At 70.3% G+C, this 21,191-nt stretch carries 12 protein-coding genes; 8 read left to right on the top strand and 4 right to left on the bottom strand.

All coding sequences use genetic code 11. The annotated features are described in order from the left end of the window. Positions 1–90 precede the first annotated feature (90 nt). The gene (locus ACIBU0_RS26905) at positions 91–2,931 is read right to left on the bottom strand and encodes a glycoside hydrolase family 3 C-terminal domain-containing protein (protein WP_398823066.1); all 2,841 of its coding nucleotides are present in this window, start codon (positions 2,929–2,931) and stop codon (positions 91–93) included. A gap of 322 nt (positions 2,932–3,253) precedes the next feature. Between ACIBU0_RS26905 and ACIBU0_RS26900 the strand changes: the two genes are divergently transcribed. The 7 genes from ACIBU0_RS26900 to ACIBU0_RS26870 all read left to right on the top strand — a co-directional run bounded on the left by ACIBU0_RS26900 (position 3,254) and on the right by ACIBU0_RS26870 (position 14,266). Then, positions 3,254–4,927: an extracellular solute-binding protein gene (locus ACIBU0_RS26900; protein WP_398823063.1), complete on the top strand. Its 1,674-nt coding sequence runs from the start codon at positions 3,254–3,256 to the stop codon at positions 4,925–4,927. Then, positions 4,927–5,979, top strand: a complete 1,053-nt coding sequence (locus tag ACIBU0_RS26895; protein ID WP_398823060.1) for an ABC transporter permease — start codon at positions 4,927–4,929, stop codon at positions 5,977–5,979. The genes ACIBU0_RS26900 and ACIBU0_RS26895 overlap by 1 nt, the downstream gene beginning before the upstream one ends. Further along, the gene (locus ACIBU0_RS26890; protein WP_398823057.1) at positions 5,976–6,902 is read left to right on the top strand and encodes a carbohydrate ABC transporter permease; all 927 of its coding nucleotides are present in this window, start codon (positions 5,976–5,978) and stop codon (positions 6,900–6,902) included. Before ACIBU0_RS26895 ends, ACIBU0_RS26890 begins: the two co-directional genes overlap by 4 nt. 127 nt (positions 6,903–7,029) lie before the next feature. Further along, positions 7,030–9,261 carry a 1,4-beta-glucanase gene (locus ACIBU0_RS26885; RefSeq protein WP_398823054.1) on the top strand — a complete coding sequence of 744 codons (2,232 nt, stop codon included), beginning with the start codon at positions 7,030–7,032 and terminating at the stop codon, positions 9,259–9,261. Next, the gene (locus tag ACIBU0_RS26880; RefSeq protein WP_398823051.1) at positions 9,261–11,255 is read left to right on the top strand and encodes a beta-galactosidase; all 1,995 of its coding nucleotides are present in this window, start codon (positions 9,261–9,263) and stop codon (positions 11,253–11,255) included. The genes ACIBU0_RS26885 and ACIBU0_RS26880 overlap by 1 nt, the downstream gene beginning before the upstream one ends. Further along, on the top strand, positions 11,252–13,510 hold the full coding sequence (locus tag ACIBU0_RS26875; RefSeq protein WP_398823047.1) for a glycosyl hydrolase family 95 catalytic domain-containing protein: 2,259 nt from the start codon (positions 11,252–11,254) through the stop codon (positions 13,508–13,510). Before ACIBU0_RS26880 ends, ACIBU0_RS26875 begins: the two co-directional genes overlap by 4 nt. 39 nt (positions 13,511–13,549) lie before the next feature. Further along, positions 13,550–14,266, top strand: a complete 717-nt coding sequence (locus ACIBU0_RS26870) for a hypothetical protein (RefSeq protein WP_398823044.1) — start codon at positions 13,550–13,552, stop codon at positions 14,264–14,266. A gap of 35 nt (positions 14,267–14,301) precedes the next feature. Here the strand turns inward: ACIBU0_RS26870 and ACIBU0_RS26865 are convergent, their stop codons facing one another. The 3 genes from ACIBU0_RS26865 to ACIBU0_RS26855 all read right to left on the bottom strand — a co-directional run bounded on the left by ACIBU0_RS26865 (position 14,302) and on the right by ACIBU0_RS26855 (position 18,745). Next, the gene (locus ACIBU0_RS26865) at positions 14,302–15,489 is read right to left on the bottom strand and encodes a sulfotransferase family protein (RefSeq protein ID WP_398823041.1); all 1,188 of its coding nucleotides are present in this window, start codon (positions 15,487–15,489) and stop codon (positions 14,302–14,304) included. Positions 15,490–15,598: 109 nt separating this feature from the next. After that, positions 15,599–17,641 (bottom strand): TIM-barrel domain-containing protein, encoded by a 2,043-nt coding sequence (locus tag ACIBU0_RS26860; protein WP_398823038.1) that lies wholly within the window; start codon positions 17,639–17,641, stop codon positions 15,599–15,601. A 90-nt stretch (positions 17,642–17,731) separates the two neighbouring features. After that, on the bottom strand, positions 17,732–18,745 hold the full coding sequence (locus tag ACIBU0_RS26855; protein WP_398823035.1) for a LacI family DNA-binding transcriptional regulator: 1,014 nt from the start codon (positions 18,743–18,745) through the stop codon (positions 17,732–17,734). Between the two features lie 379 nt (positions 18,746–19,124). Between ACIBU0_RS26855 and ACIBU0_RS26850 the strand changes: the two genes are divergently transcribed. After that, positions 19,125–21,071 carry an acyl-CoA dehydrogenase family protein gene (locus ACIBU0_RS26850; protein ID WP_398823032.1) on the top strand — a complete coding sequence of 649 codons (1,947 nt, stop codon included), beginning with the start codon at positions 19,125–19,127 and terminating at the stop codon, positions 21,069–21,071. Positions 21,072–21,191 lie beyond the last annotated feature (120 nt).

Genomic DNA, 21,191 nt, shown 5'->3' with positions numbered 1-21,191 from the left:
GGGAACCATTTTCAGCTAAGCTCTCCGAAGAGGCCCGGCACCGATGCCTTCCGGTGCCGGGCCCCTTCATGTGCGGCCTCGTCCGGACCCTCAACCGGAGAAGCCGACGTGCGCGAGCCGCAGCGGGCCGCGCAGCCTGAGGTGGACGTCGCGGACGCCCTCGGCGATGATCCCGGCCCGCACGGTCGTGTAGTCGTACGGGCCCGCGTCTGGCGCCTGCGAGGTCAGTACGGCGAGCACCGGGCCGCCGTCCAGCGAGATGTCGACCGCCCCCTCACCGGACACCGTCGCCGTCACCTCCGTCACGCCGTTCCCGAAGTCGCAGTGCCGGTAGACCAGTTCGCAGGACCGGCCCTGCGCCGCCGTCACCGCGTCGCCCGACGTCTTCGTACGGTCGACGATCGCCGCGCCCCTCTCCTCGTCGAAGTCGGCCGCGTCCAGGCCCCGTTGCACGACAGGGCGCGGTGTCGCCGCCTCGCCGTCCAGGATCACGGTCGTGCGCAGGCGGACGTCCTCGCTGGAGGCACCCGCGAGCAGCTCGTACGGCCCCGGCTCCCGGCGCCATCCGCCGCGGGCCACGTCCCAGAAGTCGAAGGAGGACAGGGGGACTTCGAAGCTCAGCTCCCGTCGCTCGCCGGGTTGCAGACACACCCGGCTGTGCGCCACCAGCTCACGGCGCGGGCGCGGCACCGCCGGGTCCACGGCGCGGGTGTAGAGCTGCGCGACCTCGTCGGCGGTCACGTCGCCGGTGTTGGTGACCGTGAAGGAGACGTGCAGGGTGTCGTCCGTCGTCCGGGTCGTCAGATCGGCGTAGGAGAAGGCCGCGTACGACAGGCCGTGGCCGAACGGGAACAGCGGGGTTCCCTCGAAGTACAGGTACGTCTGACGGCTGCCGATCACGTCGTAGTCGAGGAGGTCGGGCAGATCGGCGTCGTCGGCGTACCAGGTCTGCGGGAGCCGGCCGGCGGGGGAGGCGTCGCCGGCCAGGATCCGGGCCAGGGCGGTGCCGGCCGCCTGGCCGCCGTGCGCCGTCCACAGCAGCGCCGGAACATCCGTGTGATCGAGCGCGTACGGGTACGCCGACACCAGCGCCAGCACCGTGTCCGGGTTGGCCGCGCGGGCGGCGCGCAGCAGGCCCTCCTGGTGGGCGGGGAGGGCCAGCGTCGTGCGGTCCTCGGTCTCGCGGCCGTGGATGTGCGGGTCGTTGCCGGCGACCACCAGGACGACGTCCGCCTGTGCGGCGGCCCTGGCCACCGCGTCCTCGCCGCGTTCGACGACGATCAGCTCGAAGATTTCCGGGTCTGCCTCGGCAACCCGCACGCCGTCGGCGGCGACCGATACGTGGTGGCCCGTGCCGAGGTGCTTCAGGAGGTGTCCGTTTCCGTGCGGTTCCAGGCGGAAGGTCTCCTGGACGATCCAGCCTCCGGGCTGGTCGGCGGAGGCGCGGAGGCGGCCGTCCTCGGCGACGGAGAGATAGCGGCCGTCGGGGGCGCGCAGGGTCAGCACACCGTCGCCCCAGTCCACGAGGGCGAGTTCGGTGCCGGTGGAGTCGGTGGTCAGCGGGGGGAGATCCGTACGGCCGGTCAGCAGCGCCGGATCGAGGGCGCCCTCGGCGCCACGCACCTTGTCGGCGGCCTCCGGGGCGGGCGGCACGTGGAGAAACGTACCGGCAGCGGTCTTCAGAAGAACCCGGTCCACGCCCTCCGCGAATTTCACCCGCTCCGCGCCGAACCGCTCGTACAGGCCCTCCAGCGGGGTGGAGCGGTGGATGAGCGTGCCGCTGTACCAGTCGAGCTTGCACTCGTCGGCGAGCAGGCCGACCACGGCGATCCGGGTGTCCGGGGCGAGCGGCAGCAGGCCGCCGGTGTTCTTGAGCAGGACAACCGCCTGCTCGGCGGCCTCCTGGGCGAGGGCCCGGTGGGCCGGGGTATCGAAGTCGCTGGTGAGCGCGTGCGGGTCGTACTCCGGGTCGAACTCGCCGAGCCGGAAGCGCACCGAGAGCTGGCGGCGGACCGCCGTGTCGATGTCCGACTCGGTCAGCAGGCCCTGCTCCAGCGCCCCACGCACCCGTGCGGTGATCTTCGAGCTGTCGGTGTTGTGGTCGGTGAAGCTGTCGACGCCGGCCAGCAGTGCGGCGGCCGTCGCCTCCTCGTGCGTGTCGAAGTAGTGCTCGGAATCGACCAGGTTGGAGGGCGCGCCCGCGTCGGAGCAGACGAGGAGGTCCTCGTCGGTCCAGGTGCGCAGGTGCTCGCGCAGATACGGGGAGACGTGGTTGGGGCGGCCGTTGACCAGGTTGTACGCCGGCATCACCCCGGCCGTCGCGCCCGCCTCGACCGTCTCGCGGAAGGCGCGCAGGTCGTACTCGTTGAGGACGCGCGGGCGCACCGAGCTGGACGTGGTGTCCCGGTTCGTCTCGTTGTTGTGCGCGAGCCAGTGCTTGAGGACGGGCGCGGTGCGCCAGTACGTCGGGTGGTCGCCGCGCAGGCCGCGGGTGTACGCGGTGGCGATGGCCGAGGTGAGCTTCGGGTCCTCGGAGTAGCCCTCCTCGTTGCGGCCCCACAGGGGGTGGCGGAGGAGATTGACGGTGGGGGACCAGACGTTCAGGCCCACGCGGTCGTCGCGGGCCCGCATCGCGCGGGTCTCCTTGGAGACGGCCTCGCCGACCCGCCGTACGAGATCGGTGTTCCAGGTCGCGCCGAGGCCGACCGCCTGGGGGAAGACGGTGGCCGGGCCCATCCAGGCCACGCCGTGGAGCGCCTCCTGGCCGGTGCGGAAGGCCGCGATGCCGAGGCGTTCGACCGCCGGTGTGAACTGGTGCAGGAACCCGACCTTCTCGTCGAGCGTGAGCCGCGACAGAAGGTCGTCGATGCGCTTCGCGAACGGCAGGTGCTGATCGCGGAAAGGCGGCGTGGGCGGCGTGTGTGCGGTCACGTGGGGATCCCTTTGCGATGGATCGGTTCAATGCTTTCGAAGCGCTTCGATGCTCATTCGACCTACGGCCGAGTGTCAAGGGATCGGCACCACGACTTCAAGCAGTGCATAAGAAAAGGTCCCTTCCTGGGTCTCACAGGAATCTTGTGAACGACCCTTGTGCGCCCACTGGGCTTCACTTAACCTCGCAGCAACATCGAAGCGCTTCGACTATGGAAGTCGGTCCGTCGAAGAACCGCTTCAGCTCAGCCAGTTCCACTTAAGACACCGCAGCCGACGGCCCACCGCCGGGTGTCCAGGTGCGCCACGAAGGGTTGACGCAATGACGCCGAACGCCGCCTCTTCCGGACCGAGCCGGAGAAGCTTCCTCGCCTCAACAGCGGTCGCCACCGCAGCGGTGGCGGGAGGGATGCCACTGCTGTCCGCCTGCGGTGGTTCGGACGGCGGGAAGCGCGAAGGGGCCACATCGGGCAAGGCAGCCGACAAGTTGATCCCCACGTACGTCGCCAGCAAGATCGCCCAGCCGGACATTCCGTCGAAGAACGGTTCCGCGGCCGGCTACACCAGCAAGATCGACCTCGCGACCCTCGCCACCTCGGTCCCGAAAACGCTCGGTACCGGCGCTCCCCTCAAGATCATGGCCCCGCTCTGGGGCACCCCGCCGAAGCCCGGAAACCCCTACTACAAGACACTCGACGAGGTCGCCGGCACCAAGATCACCTGGCAGAACCAGGACGGCAACACCTACGGCGAGAAGCTCGGCGCCGTCCTCGCCTCCAGCTCCATACCCGACATGGTGGTCGTGCCCAGCTGGGAGCTGGTCGGCAAGATCTCGAGCGCGGTCACGGCGAAGTTCATGGACCTCGGCCCTTATCTGGCGGGCGACAAGGTCAAGAAGTACCCGAACCTGGCCGCGATCCCGTCCGACTCCTGGCGCATGAGCATCTTCGGCGGCGCGCTGCGCGGCATCCCGATGCCCGCCGCCTCCGTGCCCAACATCGTGCCCTTCTACCGCAAGGACATCTTCGACAAGGAGGGCTACACCGTCCCCAAGTCGGCCGACGAGTTCCTCAGCTGGGCCAAGGAGGCCACCAGCGCCAAGGCCAAGGTGTGGGCCTGTGGTGACATGAGGTGGTCGGCGGCAGGCTTCTTCGGTGTCCAGCCTGCCGGGTCGCTCGGCTGGAACATCGCGGACGACGGCAAACTGACGTACCGCATTGAGCATCCTGAGTACCTCGAACATCTGGAGTGGGTCCGCAAGCTGTTCGCCGCCGGTGTGGTACACCCCGACGACAAGGCAAACACGGGCGATCCCACCCAGCGGTTCACCTCCGGGCAGACTCTGGTCGCCAACAGCGACATGTCCGGCTGGTACGGCATGACCACCGAACAGGCCCGGTCCAACCCCGACTTCGAGGTCGACGGCATGGACTACTTCGGCGCCGACGGCGGCACGCCGACGCTGTACGCCGGCCAGCCGGCCGGCATCTGGTCGATGATCCGCAAGGGCGCTTCCAAGGAGACGATCGAGAACGCGCTGGCCGCCGCCAACTTCGCGGCAGCGCCGTATGGCACCAAGGAGCGGATGTTCGTCGACTACGGCGTCGAGGGCACCCACTACACGGTCAAGAACGGCGTCCCGGTCAAGAACGACCGGGGTGTCCAGGAGGTGAACAACGCCTGGGTGCTGCTGGCGGCCCCGGCTCCCTACCTGGCCCACCCCGACTTCCCCGAGATCGCCCGCAAGCAGGTCGAGTGGCAGCAGCGGCAGGGTGCCTTCGTCAAGAAGACGTCCACCTACGGCATGAACATCGTCGAGCCGTCCCGTTACGCCACCCTCTCCAGCCAGTTCGAGCAGCTGGAGATCGACTTCGTGCGCGGCAACAAGAAGCTGTCCGACATCCAGCAGGCCATCTCCACCTGGAAGTCCTCCGGAGGCGACAAGCTGCGCGACTGGTACAAGGAGCTCCTCGACAAGAACGGCAGTGGAAACTGATGTCGCTCACGGCCGGGAGCAGGCCCGACGGGACTCGTCCTCCCGCGGCCGTCGAGGAGCCGACGGCAGCGGTCGCCGCGGCCACGGTGAAGGAGAGCGTGCCGCGCGGGGGCGCCAAGGCGGGCAAGGTCCCCTTCCGGGTCCGGTGGCGCCGCGACCGCACCCTCATCCTGATGACGCTGCCCGTCATCATCCTGCTCCTGATCTTCAATTACGTCCCGCTGCTCGGCAATGTCGTCGCCTTCCAGGACTACGACCCGTACGCCGCCGACAACGGCATCACGGCGATCTTCCACAGTCCCTGGGTCGGCGTGGAGCAGTTCTCACGGATGTTCGACGATCCGCTGTTCTGGAGCGCGGCGAAGAACACCATCGTGCTGTTCTTGCTCCAGCTGGTGCTGTTCTTCCCGGTCCCCATCGCTCTCGCGCTGGTCATCAACAGCGTGATCCGGCCGCGGGTGCGGGCTGTGGCGCAGGCGATCATGTATCTGCCGCACTTCTTCTCCTGGGTCCTCGTGGTCACCGTCTTCCAGCAGATCTTCGGCGGCGCGGGCATCATCGCGCAGACCCTGGAGAAGCACGGGTGGAGCGGCTTCGACCTGATGACGAACGCGAGCTTCTTCAAGTATCTGGTGACCGCGCAGGCGGTGTGGAAGGACGCCGGCTGGGGGATCATCGTCTTCCTCGCCGCGCTGGCCGCCGTCAGCACCGATCTGTACGAGGCCGCCGCCATGGACGGCGCGGGACGCTGGCGGCGCATGTGGCACGTCACGCTGCCCGCGCTGCGCCCGGTGATCGCGCTGCTGCTGGTCCTGCGGGTGGGCGACGCGCTGAGCGTGGGATTTGAGCAGTTCCTGCTCCAGCGGTACGCGGTCGGTGCCGGGGCCAGCGAGGTCCTGGACACCTATGTGTGGAACATGGGCATCCAGAACGGCGACTTCAGCTACGCGGCCGCGGTCGGCCTGGCCAAGGGAGTCATCGGAGTGTGTCTCGTCCTGGGCGCGAACAAGGTCGCGCACCTGCTCGGCGAGCAGGGGGTGTATCAGAAGTGAGCCTCAACACGACGCTCATCCGCAGCCTGAAGGCTCCCGCCCGCCCCGTGTGGGAGGAGCCGCCGAGCAAGGCGGGACTCACCGCCAAGAGCGGATTCCTTCTGCTCTGCTGTCTGGGGGTGCTCGGGCCGCTGTGGATCGTGATCGTCACCAGCCTCTCACCCAAACCCGTGATCGACCGGGCCGGCGGTCTGGTCGTGATCCCCGAGGGCATCACCTTCGTCAACTACACCGAACTGCTCAGCGGCGGGCAGGTAAGCCGGGCGATCATGGTCTCGGTCGGGGTGACGTTCTTCGGCACGCTGTTCTCGATGACGGTGTCGGTGCTGGCGGCCTACGGCCTGTCCCGGCGGGGCACTCTGGGCCACCGGTTCTTCCTGATGACCATGATGGCGACCATGTTCTTCGGGGCCGGTCTCATCCCGACGTACCTTCTGGTGCAGTCGCTGGGCCTGACCGACACCTATCTGTCGCTGATCCTGCCGAGCGCGGTCAGCATCTTCAACATCCTGGTGCTGCGGGCCTTCTTCATGGGGATCTCTCCCGAACTCACCGAGTCCGCCCGCATCGACGGGGCCGGTGACCTGCGCATCCTGTTGACCATCATCATGCCGCTGTCGCGGGCGGTGCTGGCCGTCATCTCGCTGTTCTACGCGGTCGGGTACTGGAGTGCCTGGTTCAACGCGTCCATCTACCTCAGCGACCAGCAGATGATGCCGCTGCAGAACGTGCTCATCCAACTGGTCCAGAAGAACACCGAGGCGCCCACGGGCCTGCAGCAGGCGGTCCGTACCGGTGAACTCTCCGCGCTGGGGCTGCAGATGGCGGTCATGGTTCTCGCACTGATCCCCGTCGCGGTCGCCTCCCCGTTCGTCCAGCGCCACTTCAAGAAGGGCATGCTCACCGGCGCCATCAAGGGCTGACCCGCACACCTTTCGACTCCGCCGCGGCCGACCTGCCTCCATCAGCGGTCGGCCGCGGCGGGCCCAAACCTCCCTCTTCTCCCCACCGCACAGAACTTTCTCCCCACCGCACCGAACGAGGTATGTCATGCCCGCGTCCCCTCCGAGCCGACGTGCCGTTCTCGCCGGTACCGCGGCGACCGCCGCGCTCACCGCCGTCCCGCTCCTCCCCGGGCGGGCTCCGGCCATGGCACCGACCGCCACCGTCACCCCCACCGCCACGCCGGCCTACCGCTGGCGCAATGCCGTCATAGGCGGCACCGGTTTCATCACCGGCGTCCTCTTCCACCCGTCGGTCCGCGGCCTCGCCTACGCCCGTACCGACATCGGCGGCGCCTACCGCTGGGACGACCGCACCGCCCGCTGGACCACGCTGACCGATCACCTCGGTGCGGACGACTGGAACCTCACCGGTGTCGAGGCCATCGCCGTCGACCCCGCCCACCCCAACCGGGTCTACCTCGCCCTGGGCACCTACACCCAGTCCTGGGCCGGCAACGGGGCGATCCTGCGCTCCGACGACCGCGGTGCCACCTGGACCCGCACCGACCTCGGCGTCCAGCTCGGCGCCAACGAGGACGGCCGGGGTACGGGTGAGCGGCTGCTGGTCGATCCGCGGGACAGCGACACCCTGTGGCTGGGCACCCGGCACGACGGGCTGCTCAAGTCGACCGACCGCGGAGCCACGTGGGCGACTGCCGACGGCTTCCCCGGCACCCCGAGCGCCTCCGGGCAGGGCGTCACCTTCCTCGTCGCCGCCGGGCGCACCCTCTACGCCGGCTGGGGCGACTCCGACGGCAGCACCGCCAACCTCTTCCGCACCGCCGATGGCAGCACCTGGGCAGCCGTCCCCGGCCGGCCCACCGGCACGGCCGCCAAGGTGCCGATCCGTGCCGCGTTCGACCGGTACACCCGCGAGCTCTACGTGACGTACGCCAACGCGCCGGGCCCCAACGGCCAGTCCGACGGCAGTGTGCACAAGCTGTGCACCCTCACCGGCAAGTGGACCGAGGTCACGCCGGTCAAGCCGGGCGGGACCGCATCCGACGGATCCGCCGACACCTTCGGGTACGGGGGTGTCGCCGTCGACGCCCGCCGGCCGGGCACCGTCGTCGTCTCGACCAACAACCGGTGGGCGGAGATCGACACCCTGTACCGGTCGACCGACGGCGGCCGCACCTGGACGTCCCTGAAGGACACGGCCGTCCTCGACGTCTCCGAGACCCCCTACCTCACGTGGGGCGGGGACAAGCCCAAGTTCGGCTGGTGGATCCAGGCCCTCGCCCTCGACCCGTACGACTCGCGGCACATCGTCTACGGCACCGGCGCCACCCTCTACGGCACGCGGGACCTGAAGAACTGGGCACCGCAGATCCGTGGCCTGGAGGAGACGGCCGTGCGCCTGCTGATCTCGCCCCCGGCCGGGGAGGCGCATCTGATCAGCGGTCTCGGGGACATCGGCGTGATGTACCACGAGTCGCTCACGGCATCGCCCTCGCGCGGCATGGCGTCGAACCCGGTCTTCGGGTCGGCGATGGGGCTCGCCCAGGCCGCGGCCAAGCCGGCGTACGTCGTCCGTACCGGCTTCAGCAACGACGGCAACGGCGCCTACTCGAACGACGGCGGGCAGACCTGGGCACCCTTCGAGGCCCAGCCCTCCATCGCCAAGGACGCACCGGGGCCGATCGCCACCAACGCCGACGGCAGCGTGCTGCTCTGGGTGTTCGTGCACTCGGACGGCACGAAGTACCCCGCCCACCGCTCCGCGGACAACGGCGCCACCTGGTCCGAGGTCACCTCCTTCCCGAAGGGCGCCACGCCGGTCGCCGACCCGGCCGACCCGACGCTCTTCTACGCGTACGACACCGACACAGGAACGCTATACGCCAGCACTGACAGTGGCCGTACCTTCACCGCCCGGGCGACCGGACTGCCCTCCGGGGACAGTCAGTTCAAGCTGGTCGCGGCCCCGGGCAGGTCCGGCGACCTGTGGCTGAGCGCCAAATGGGAGGGCCTGCACCGGTCCACCGACGGCGGCGCGAGCTTCTCGAAGATCACCGGCGTCGGGTCCTCGGAGTGTCTCGGATTCGGCAGGGCCGCGGACGGCGCCGACTACCCCGCGATCTACCAGGTGGGCACGATCGGGACCGTCACCGGCGTCCACCGCTCCGACGACGGGGCCAGGACCTGGGTGCGGATCAACGACGACCGGCACCAGTGGGGCTGGATCGGCACGGCCGTCATCGGTGACCCGCGCATCCACGGCCGCGTCTACCTCGCCACCAACGGACGCGGAGTCCAGTACGGAGACCCGGTGTGATGCCCGAACCGCAACGACCGACCCTCGCCGACGCCACCCGTGGCCGCCTCCTCTTCGGCGGCGACTACAACCCCGAGCAGTGGCCCGAGGAGACCTGGCACGAGGACGTCCGCCTGATGAAGGAGGCCGGTGTCAACTCGGTCACCCTCGGCGTCTTCTCCTGGGCGAAGCTCGAACCCCGGCCGGGGGAGCGGAACTTCGGCTGGCTGGACCGGCTGATGGACCTGATGCACGCAGGCGGCATCGGGGTCGTCCTGGCCACCCCCACCTCCTCACCGCCCCCGTGGATGGGGCGCCTGCACCCCGAGACGCTGCCGCGCGACGAGGACGGGCGCACCGAGTGGTGGGGCTCCCGCCAGCACTTCTCCCACTCCAGCGCCACCTACCGGCGCTACGCCGCCGCCATCACCGAGGACCTCGCCGCCCGCTACGGAAGCCACCCCGCCCTGCGCATGTGGCACATCAACAACGAGTACTGCACCTACGACTGGGGCGACGAGGCCGAGGCCGCCTTCCGCCGCTGGCTGCGGAACAGGTACGGCACGCTCGACGCGCTCAACGAGGCGTGGGGGACCGCATTCTGGAGTCAGGGCTACGGCGACTGGTACGAGGTCCTGCCGCCGCGCCGGGCGCACTACATGAAGAACCCCACCCAGGTGCTGGACTTCAAGCGGTTCACGTCCGACGCGCTGCTGGAGTGCTACCTGGCCGAACGCGACATCGTCGCCCGGCACAGCCCGCACATCCCGGTGACCACCAACTTCATGGCCGTGTGGCAGGGCCTGGACGCCTGGAAGTGGGCCGAGCGGGAGGACGTCGTCTCGATCGACATCTATCCGGATCCGAGGGATCCGTTCGGCGGGCAGTCCGGTGCGCTGGTCCATGACATGACCCGCTCGCAGGCGCGCGGCGGTCCCTGGATGGTCATGGAGCAGGCCGCCGGACCGGTCAACTGGCGCGGGGTGAACCACCCCAAACCGGCCGGCCTCAACCGCCTGTGGTCCCTGCAGGCCGTGGCCCGCGGCGCGGACGCCGTCTGCTACTTCCAGTGGCGCCAGTCCCGGCAGGGCTCGGAGAAGTTCCACTCCGGGATGGTCAGCCACGCGGGGGAGCACGGCCGTACCTTCCAGGAGGTCAAGCGGATCGGCGCCGAACTCGACCTGATCGGCCGGAAGGTGGCCGACACCCGGGTCGAGGCCGCCGAGGTCGCCGTACTCCTCGACTGGAACGCCTGGTGGGCGAGCCAGCAGGACGGGCGGCTCTCCTCCGAGGCGGAGTACCCGCAGGTCGTCAGCGCCTGGCACCGCGCCCTGTGGGAGGCGAACACGACGGCCGACTTCGCCCACCCCGAGCACGACCTGTCCGCCTACAAGCTGGTCGTCGTCCCGCAGCTGTACCTGATGACGGACGCCGCGATCGACAACCTCGTGGCGTACGCCGAGGCGGGCGGCACCGTCGTCGCCGGCTTCCAGACCGGCGTCGCCGACGAGGACGACCGTGTGCGTCCCGGTGGGACGGACGTGCGGCTGCGCGACCTCTTCGGCATCCGCGTACTGCACGAGTGGTGGCCGCTCGACGCGGGCGAGAAGGCCGACGTCGAGGGCTTCCACGGCACCCTGTGGTCCGAGGAGATCGAGGCGGCGGACGACGTGGACGCCGTCGTCCCGTACAAGGGCGGCGAGCTGGACGGTCTCCCGGCCGTCCTGCGCAAGGGCCGCGCCTGGTACGTCTCGACCCTCCCCGAGCCGCACGCCCTGCGCACACTGCTCGCCGACATCGCCGCCGGGGCGGGCGTACGGCCGACCCTCGCGGGGCTCCCGGCCGGGGTGGAGGCCGTACGGCGGGGCGGGCTGCTGTTCCTGCTCAACCACGGGCGCGACGGGGTCAGGGTGCCGGTGCCCGGCCGCCACCGTGATCTGCTGACCGGGGCGGAGGTCACCGGCGCCATGGAATTGGCCCGGTACGGGGTGGCTGTGCTGGAGTCTGCGCCATGAGACGTACGAGCACCCCTCACAGCGCCGGCCCCACACCGCCGGCGTCCGAGCCGACCGCTCCCGTGCACGGCACCTGGGAACCCGCCCCCGCCACCCGCTGGGAGGACGCCTTTTTGAGCGGGAACGGCCGGCACGGCGTCATGGTGTTCGGTGATCCGAACGACGACCGGGTGATCGTGAACCATCACGCCCTGGTCCGCCCCAACGGCGGCGAACACGCCCGTCCCCCCGCCCTCGCCGCCGAACTCCCCTCCCTCCAGGACCGGTTGCTCGCCGGAGAGGTCACGGCCGCCGAGCGCTTCACCGACGGACGGGAGCTGCAGTGGGTGCAGCCCTTCCACCCCGCCTTCCAGATACGACTGCGCCGCCCGGCCGCCGACACCTCCGGATACCGCCGGTCCGTCGACTTCACCACCGGCGTCACCCACGCACAGTGCGCGGACTGGAGCAGCCGGGTCTTCGTCTCCCGCGCGGACGACGTCATCGTCCAGCAGGTCGAGGCGGCCGACCTCGTCGTCACCCTCGACCACCGGCTCCCGAGCGCCCCCGCCGCACTGGTGGTCGGCCAGAGCATCGTCCGCGCCTGTGACGGGGCCCTCCTCACCCTCCGCGTCCGCTACCCCGGCAGCGACCGTGCCTACACGGGGATGACCCTGGTCGTGCCGGCAGGCGGCCGTACCGCGCTCGTCCCGCCGGGCGCCCGCGTCACCGGAGCCGCATCCGTCCTCCTCCTGACCCGGGTCGTGCGGCACACCGGCGAACTGGACACGGCGGCCCATGTCGACGCCCTGCGCGACCTGGTCGCGGAGTCCGGCGCGTACGCCCACCTCCTCGACCGCCACACGCCGCTCCACCGCGCCGCCTACGACCGCGTGACCCTCGACCTGGCCGCCGACCCCGCCGAACGCGCCCTTCCCGGCTCCGAGTTGCTGGACCACCCCAAGAGCCCGGCCCTCCTGGAACGCCTCTTCGCGGCCGGCCGCTACCACCTCCTCTCCGCCTCCGGCATGCTCCCGCCCCGCCTGACCGGCCTGTGGACCGGCGACTGGAACACGGCGTGGTCGGGCGCGTTCACCACCGACGCCAACCTCAACCTGCAGACCGCATCGGCCGCCGCGGCCGCGCTCCCGGAGGTGACGGAGGCCCACGCCACCCTGATCCACGGCCAGACGGCCCACTGGCGCGACAACGCCCGCGCGATCTTCGGCACCCGTGGCGTCGTGGCCCCCGCCCACACCGACGGCGAGTCCGGGCACATCTACCACTTCAACCGCGAATACCCCCTCCACCTGTGGACCGCCGGCGCCGACTGGCTCCTCAAGCCCCTCGTCGACCACGACGAGACACGCGGCGACCGCGACCCGCGCACCGCCGTCGTCCTCGCCGAAGTGGCCCGGTTCTACGAGGACTTCCTCACCCGCACCGACGAGAACGGGCACGTGGTCGTCGTCCCCTCCTACTCACCGGAGAACCGACCCGCCAACGCGAGCTGGGGCACGATCAACGCCGCCATGGACCTCTCCGCGGCCCGGCACGCCCTGCGCACGGCCGCCCGCTACCACCCCGACACCCCGGACGCCGACCGCTGGCGCGCCCTCGCCGACCGCCTCCCCCCGCACCGGATCAACGAGGACGGGGCCCTCGCCGAATGGGCCTGGCCAGGCCTCGCGGACACCTACGACCACCGCCACCTCAGCCACCTCTACGGCGTCTGGCCGCTCGACGAGATCACCCCGTACGACACCCCCGACCTCTCTGCGGCCGCCCACCGCGCCCTCGAACTGCGGGGCGCGGAGAACGACTCCGCGCACGGCCACCTCCACCACGCCCTGATCGCGGCCCGCCTCAGGGACGGCGACCGGGTCGCCCACGCCCTCGACCAGGTGGTGGGCGGCGACTTCTTCCACGCCTCCCTGATGAGCGCCCACTACCCGAACCGCGACGTCTACAACGCGGACGCCGCGCACACCCTGCCCGCCGTACTGATCGAAATGCTCGTGCAGTCGACCCCGGACCGCCTGGTCCTGCTGCCCGCACTGGCCCCCACCCTCCCGGAGGGCCGCCTCCGGGGCGTCCGCACGCGGTTCGGCGCGGAGGTCGACCTGACCTGGACGCGCGACGGGGCGACGGCGGTCGTGAAGCCGTCCCGCACCGTCCGCGTCGAACTCCGGACTTCATCCGGCGACGACGGCGACAAGCAGCCGCTCGACCTCGTCGCCGGAGAAGACCACGTCCTCACGTTGGGGGCGTGGTAACTCCCCCCGCATTTCCCCCCACCCATGGAAAGGGACACCATGGCAAAGACCGCGTTGCGCAAGATAACCATGGCAGTACTGGCCCCGGCGATGGCCCTCGGCGCCACCGTCGGACTCGCCTCCGCCCCCGCCTCGGCCGCCGTCTGGAACACCTGCGACCAGTGGGGCAGCACGAACCTGAACGGCTACACGCTCTACAACAACATCTGGGGCTCCGGCGCCGGCAGCCAGTGCATCTGGGCCAACTCCGGCACCAACTGGGGTGTCTGGGCCAACCACCCCAACACCGGCGGCATCAAGTCCTACCCCAACTCCACGAAGGCGATCAACAAGACGATCGCCTCCCTCGGCTCGCTCACCAGCAACTACAACGTCAGCGTCCCGTCGTCCGGCGCGTACAACACGTCGTACGACATCTGGGACACCGACCACCAGTACGAGATCATGCTCTGGGTCAACTACAACGGAGCCGTCGGCCCGATCGGCAGCTACCAGGGCAACGTCACGGTCGGCGGCCACAACTGGAACGTCTACAAGGGCACCAACGGATCGAACGAGGTCTTCTCGTTCCTGCGGACCTCCGACTCCAACTCCGGCACCGTGGACATCAAGCCGATCCTCCAGTGGCTCGCCTACACCAAGGGCTGGATGTCCAGCAACGAGACCATCGGCGACGTCCAGTTCGGCTATGAGATCACCTCGTCGTCCGGCGGACTCAACTTCAACACCAACAACCTGACGGTCAGCGGCAGCTGATCCGACATCAGGGCCGGGGTCGGTCCGCGTCCGGCTCAGGCGCGGTCGACCTCGGCCCGCAGCGCGTTGTAGTCGGCGAAGGCCGATTCGACCTCGGCCCGGGTCAGGCCGTAGCGGGCCAGGTCGTACCGGTGCGGGCGGCTGCCCTTCGGGCGGGCCACGGCCCCGGGCAGCCGGGCCGCCTCGGAGTCGCTCCAGCGGGCGCCGACGGCCGCGTAGAGCTTGGGGGCGCCGGTGGCCGGATCGGAGCCGAGCCAGGAGTACGGGGCGTCCACCAACTGCCCGGCGGGGACGGCGGCTCGGGCCGCCAGGCCCCGCGTCATGGCCCGGCTCAGCAGGTCGAGCCAGGTGGCGCCGATGCCGGCCAGGTCGACGGGACGGGAGCTGACGGCCATGCCGTGCTCGATCAGACTGCAGAACGACGCCATGACGGTGACCGGGTCGCGGTGGCACCACACGATCGTGGCGTCGGGAAACACGGTGCGCAGGGCGTCCAGGTTCTCCAGGTGCATGGGCGACTTCAGCACCCAGCGGCGGCGCGGCCGACCGTACTGCAGGACCTGGTAGACCTGCTTGAGATACCGGTAGTCGGGGACGAAGTCCCGCTCGCGGTGCCAGTCCCGGTACTCGGGTATGCGGGCCTGCGAGAACGGCATCAGGGCGTGCGGGAGCGCGAACGTGCACTCCTCCGGGCCCTCGGCCACCATCGCGTGGATGTCCCGGAAGCGCGGCGCGAACAGGTCCGTGCCCCGGGCCATCCGGCGCCCGGTCCTGATCGCCCTGCGCCGCTGCCGGGGCGGCACCTCCAGGTCGGGCGTCAGCAGTTCCCACAGCAGCGGGCAGCGGTGATCGTCCGCCAGCGACAGCACGGCATGGGTGACGGTGGTCGCCGTGCGCGGCAGCCCCACCACGAACACCGGCCTGTCGATCGGCTCCCGCTCGATCTCCGGGTGCTCGGCGATCAGCCGCCGCACGCGGGCCCGGTTGGCGAGGTGCCTGCGGACGAAGGCCTGCGCGGACTGCCAGCCGACCGGGGTCAGGTTCTCCGCCTCGGCCCACCAGCCCAGCAGGGACCGGAAGTCGTCGACGAACTGCCGGTCACCGGGCGCCTGTCCGGCTTCCGCGGCGATCCTGTCGAAGACCCGGCCGGGATCGCGCCGGGAGCCGAAGCCGGGGCGCAGCAGCACATTGGCGAGGGTGAGAGCGAGCGGAGACGAGGACACGCAGGGAACCTATCTCGTCGAACGGGCCCAGGCTGTACGGAAGTTGGCCGAACATGTGCCGGGGGGTGACCGGAAGACCTCCACCCCCCGGCCACCCCCGGCGACACGGCTACTCCCCTACGGTCAGCCGTGCCCCGTCCCGCAGGAACAGCGGGATGCGGTCCAGCGGGGCGTCGACCGTCACGGTCGCACCGCCCTCGTACGTCCGGCCGGTCCAGGCGTCCGTCCAGCGCGCGCCCGCCGGAAGGTACGTCGACCACGTCGTGGCACCCGCCTCCAGCACCGGCGCGACCAGCAGGTCCCGGCCGAAGAGGTAGGCGTCGTCGACCGACCAGGCCGCCCGGTCCTCCGGGAACTCCAGGAACAGCGGCCGCATCACCGGCAGGCCCTCCTCGTGGGCCTCGCGCATGACGTCGAGGACGTACGGCTTCAGGCGCTCGCGCAGCCGCAGGTACTTCTCCAGGATCGCGCCGGCCTCCTCGCCGTACGACCACACCTCGTTCGGACCGCCGGTCATGGCCGGGCCGAGCGGCATGCCGGGGTCGCGGAAGCCGTGCAGGCGCATCAGCGGGGACAGGGCGCCGAACTGGAACCAGCGGACCATCACCTCGCGGTACGCCGGGTCGTCCGGGTCGCCGCCGTGGAAGCCGCCGATGTCGGTGTTCCACCACGGGATGCCGGACAGCGCGGTGTTGAGTCCGGCCGCGATCTGGCGGCGCAGGGTGGGGAAGTCGGTGCCGATGTCGCCGGACCACAGGGCGGCGCCGTAGCGCTGGCTGCCCGCCCAGGCCGAGCGGTTGAGGGTGACGACCTCGGTCTCACCGGCGGCGAGCAGGCCCTCGTGGAAGGCGCGGGAGTTCTCGGCGGGGTAGATGTTGCCGACCTCCAGGCCCGGGCCCGCCCAGTAGCGCAGGTTCTCCTGGAAGCCCGGCTTCAGCTCCGGCTCGCAGGCGTCCAGCCAGAAGGCCGTGATGCCGTACGGGTCGAGGTAGTTCTCCTTCACCTTCGACCACACGAACTCACGGGCCTCGGGGTTGGTCGCGTCGTAGAACGCCACCTGGACGGTCGACGCCACCTCCTTGTCGGGCCAGTCGGCGTGCGCCATCGGGCCGTACTGGGTGCCGATGAAGTAGCCGCGCTGCTCCATGACCGGGTGGTTCTCGGAGAGCGGGGAGACCGACGGCCAGACGCTGACCACCAGCTTGATGCCGAGCTCGTCCAGCTCGCGCACCATCGCCGCCGGGTCGGGCCACTCCTTCGGGTCGAACTTCCACTCTCCGAGGTGCGTCCAGTGGAAGAAGTCGCAGACGATCGCGGAGATCGGCAGGCCACGGCGCTTGTACTCCCGTGCCACCGCGAGGAGTTCGTCCTGGGTGCGGTAGCGCAGCTTGCACTGCCAGAAGCCCGCCGCCCACTCCGGCAGCATCGGCGTACGGCCCGTCACCGCGCTGTAGCGGCGCTGGCCGTCGGCCGGGGTGCCCGCGGTGATCCAGTAGTCGATCTGACGGGCGGAGTCGGCGACCCACCGGGTGCCGTTGTGCGCGAGCTCCACGCGGCCGATCGCCGGGCTGTTCCACAGCAGGGTGTAGCCGCGGCTGGAGGACAGGACCGGGATGCCGACCTCGGCGTTGCGCTGGACGAGGTCGAGGACCAGTCCCTTCTGGTCGAGGCGGCCGTGCTGGTGCTGGCCGAGGCCGTACAGCTTCTCGTCGTCGTAGGCGGCGAAGCGTTGCTCCAGGCGGTGGTGGCCGTTGCCGACGGCGGTGTAGAGGCGCGAGCCCGGCCACCAGAAGTGGGCGCGGGCCTCCGCGAGGAGCTCGGCCGAGTCCTCGGTGCGCAGGAAGCGGATCAGGCCCTCGGCGTCGACGTGGACGGTCAGTGCGCCCACGGTCAACTGCGCTTCCCCGTCGCCGATCTTGACCGCGCTCACCGTGGCCGGGGGCTCGTCGAGCAGGGCACCCGGCAGCCCGTCGAGGACCGGTCCGCCGAGCCGGGCCCGCACCCGGACCGCGTCCGGACCCCACGGCTCGATGCGCACGGTCTCCTGACGGCCGCTCCACTCCAGCGCACCGTCCCGCTCACGGAACGTGCCGACGGTGGGAGAGGACTGTGCGAGGCTCACCTGGGGCTGGTTGTCAGCGGGCTGATTCACGTGGTGTGCTCCTGGAGGAGTTCAGACATGGGGGTGCCCTGGACAGAGGGGGGACCGGCGCGGCGCGCCGGAGACGCGCGAAGAGACGGTCTACGACTGGCCGGGCGCCGGGCCCGAGCTCGCCCGGACCGTCAACTCGGGGGCGAGCAGCACGACTTCGTCGCTTGCCCGGCCGTCGAGCTTGGCGACCAGCTGCTCCACGGCATGCCGGCCCATCTCCTGCGCGGGGATGGAGACGGACGTCAGCCGCACCGACGCCTGGGTGGCGACCTGGTCCGGGCAGATGCCGACCACCGACACGTCCTCCGGCACGGCACGCCCCTGCTGGCGCAGCAGGGCGAGCAGCGGCTCGACCGCCGACTCGTTCTGGACGACGAACCCGGTGGTGCTCGGCCGCTCGTCGAGGATCCGGGCGAGGGTGACGGCCATCGCGTCGTACCCGCCCTCGCACGGCCGGTGCAGCAGCCGCATCCCCAACTCCTGGGCGCGCGCCCGCAGTCCGTCCAGCGTGCGCTCGGCGAAACCGGTGTGCCGTTCGTAGACGGCCGGGGCCTCTCCTATGACAGCGATGTCCCGGTGCCCCAGCATCGCCAGATGCTCCACGCACAGCGCGCCGGTCGCCTTGAAGTCGAGGTCGACACAGGTCAGCCCGGTGGTGTCGGCCGGCAGTCCGATCAGCACGGACGGCTGGTCGGTGCCGCGCAGCAGCGGCAGCCGCTCGTCGTCCAGCTGGACGTCCATCAGGATCATCGCGTCGGCGAGCCCGCTGCCGGTGACGCGGCGCACGGCGTCGGGGCCCTCCTCGCCGGTCAGCAGCAGGACGTCGTAGCCGTGTGTGCGGGCGGTGGTGGCCACCGCGATGGCGATCTCCATCATCACCGGCACATACATGTCGGTGCGCAGCGGGATCATCAGCGCGATGATGTTCGACTTGCTGCTGGCCAGAGCACGGGCACCCGCGTTCGGGTGGTAGCCGAGCTCGCGGATGCTCTGCTCGACCCGGTGCCGGGTGGTCGCGGAGATGGACCGCTTGCCGCTGAGGACATAGCTCACCGTGCTCGCCGAGACTCCGGCGTGCTGGGCGACCTCGGCGAGGGTGACCATCCAGGCTCTCCATGCGGTGTGAAGCGCTTCGACAATGCGCAGGGCGTACAGGGGCAGGTGTGAGTGTAGTTCGACACTAGCTCTGGCGCGCTTGGGTGTCCATAGGCTGTCGAAGCGCTTCGACACCTTTTCTGGTACGAGAGTGCCGGCGCCGTGGGGCCCACCTGCACCGCAGGTGTCACCGTCGCCCAGTCACTCGTCCGGCGCAAGCTCCCCGGCAGCGCCAAGTAGGCCTGGACACCAACCCGTACTCCGTCAACATCGGCTGAACGGGCGCGCGCGGGGTGGTGGGCTCGCCCGGAATCGGGTACATACGATCGGGTAGCACCCGTCGGTAACCAAACGGCCCAAGATCCCGATTCGCGGCGAGGTGAGCCTCATGTCCGCAGCACCCACGTCGTCCTCCGGACGCCCTACTGTCACCGAACGTGAGGCCCGCCAGGTGGCGGAGGCGGCCCGGCAACAGGAGTGGCGCAAGCCCAGCTTCGCCAAGGAACTGTTCCTCGGCCGCTTCCGCCTCGACCTCATCCACCCCCATCCGATGCCGACCGACGAGGCCGCCCAGCGGGGTGAGGAATTCCTCGCCAAACTGCGCGACTTCATCGAGACGAAGGTCGACGGCGCCCTGATCGAACGCGAGTCCCGGATCCCCGACGAGGTGATCAACGGACTCAAGGAACTCGGCGCCCTCGGCATGAAGATCGACACCAAGTACGGCGGCCTCGGCCTCACCCAGGTGTACTACAACAAGGCGCTGACCCTGGCGGGCTCGGCCTCGCCCGCGATCGGTGTGCTGCTCTCCGCGCACCAGTCGATCGGCGTACCGCAGCCGCTCAAGCTGTTCGGCACCCCGGAGCAGAAGGAGCGGTTCCTGCCGCGCTGCGCCCGCACCGACATCAGCGCCTTCCTGCTGACCGAGCCCGACGTCGGCTCCGACCCGGCGCGCCTCGCCACCACCGCCGTACCCGACGGGGACGACTACATCCTCGACGGCGTCAAGCTGTGGACGACCAACGGCGTGGTCGCCGACCTCCTCGTCGTCATGGCCCGGGTGCCCAAGTCCGAGGGCAACAAGGGCGGCATCACGGCCTTCGTCGTGGAGACCAACTCGCCCGGCATCACGGTCGAGAACCGCAACGCCTTCATGGGCCTGCGTGGCATCGAGAACGGCGTCACCCGCTTCCACCAGGTCCGCGTCCCGGCCGCCAACCGCATCGGCCCCGAGGGAGCGGGCCTGAAGATCGCCCTCACGACCCTGAACACCGGGCGGCTCTCCCTGCCCGCGTCCTGCGTCGCGGCCGGCAAGTGGTGTTTGAAGATCGCCCGCGAGTGGTCCGCGGCGCGCGAGCAGTGGGGCAAGCCGATCGCCCACCACGAGGCCGTCGGATCGAAGATCTCCTTCATCGCGGCCACCACCTTCGCCCTGGAGGCCGTCACCGACCTGGCCTCGCAGATGGCCGACGAGGACCGCAACGACATCCGCATCGAAGGCGCCCTCGCCAAGCTGTACGCCTCCGAGATGGCCTGGCTGATCGCCGACGAACTCGTCCAGATCCGCGGCGGCCGGGGCTTCGAGACCGCCGACTCCCTGCGGGCACGCGGCGAGCGCGGGGTCCCCGCCGAGCAGGTCCTGCGCGACCTGCGCATCAACCGCATCTTCGAGGGCTCGACGGAGATCATGCACCTCCTGATCGCCCGCGAGGCCGTCGACGCGCACCTGTCGGTCGCCGGCGACCTCATCGACCCCGAGAAGTCCCTCCAGGACAAGGCGAAGGCGGGCGCCAACGCGGGCATGTTCTACGCCAAGTGGCTGCCGAAGCTGGTCGCGGGCCAGGGGCAACTGCCGTACACCTACGGCGAGTTCAAACACCAGGTCGACCTCTCCCCGCACCTCCGCTACGTCGAACGCACCTCCCGCAAGCTGGCCCGCTCCACCTTCTACGCCATGTCCCGCTGGCAGGGCCGCATGGAGAGCAAGCAGGGCTTCCTGGGCCGCATCGTCGACATCGGCGCCGAACTGTTCGCCATGAGCGCGGCCTGTGTCCGCGCCGAGCACCTGCGCGGTCAGGGTGAGCACGGGCGCGAGGCCTACCAGCTCGCCGACGCCTTCTGCCGCCAGGCCCGCCTGCGGATCGAGGAGCTCTTCGGCCGCCTGTGGTCCAACACCGACGACCTCGACCGCAAGGTGGTCAAGGGAGTGATGTCGGGCACGTACGAGTGGCTGGAGCAGGGCATCGTCGACCCGTCGGACGACGGGGGCGTATGGATCGCGGACGCGGCCCCCGGCCCGAGCGCACGGGAGAACGTGCACCGCCCGATCCGGTGACCGACGCGGTGAGAAGCCGCTGAGCGATGACTGAGAGGTCACTGCCCGCAGTGACCTCTCACCATCCTGTAACCCGCAGAAGGGGACGCCCTGTCCTCCCCGCCAGCCGTTCCGGCCACA

This window comes from Streptomyces sp. NPDC049627 (genome assembly GCF_044465645.1).
Taxonomy (GTDB): Bacteria; Actinomycetota; Actinomycetes; order Streptomycetales; family Streptomycetaceae; genus Streptomyces.
Note: the sequence above shows the minus strand (reverse complement) of the source record. Positions and strands in the feature narration are given on the sequence as shown.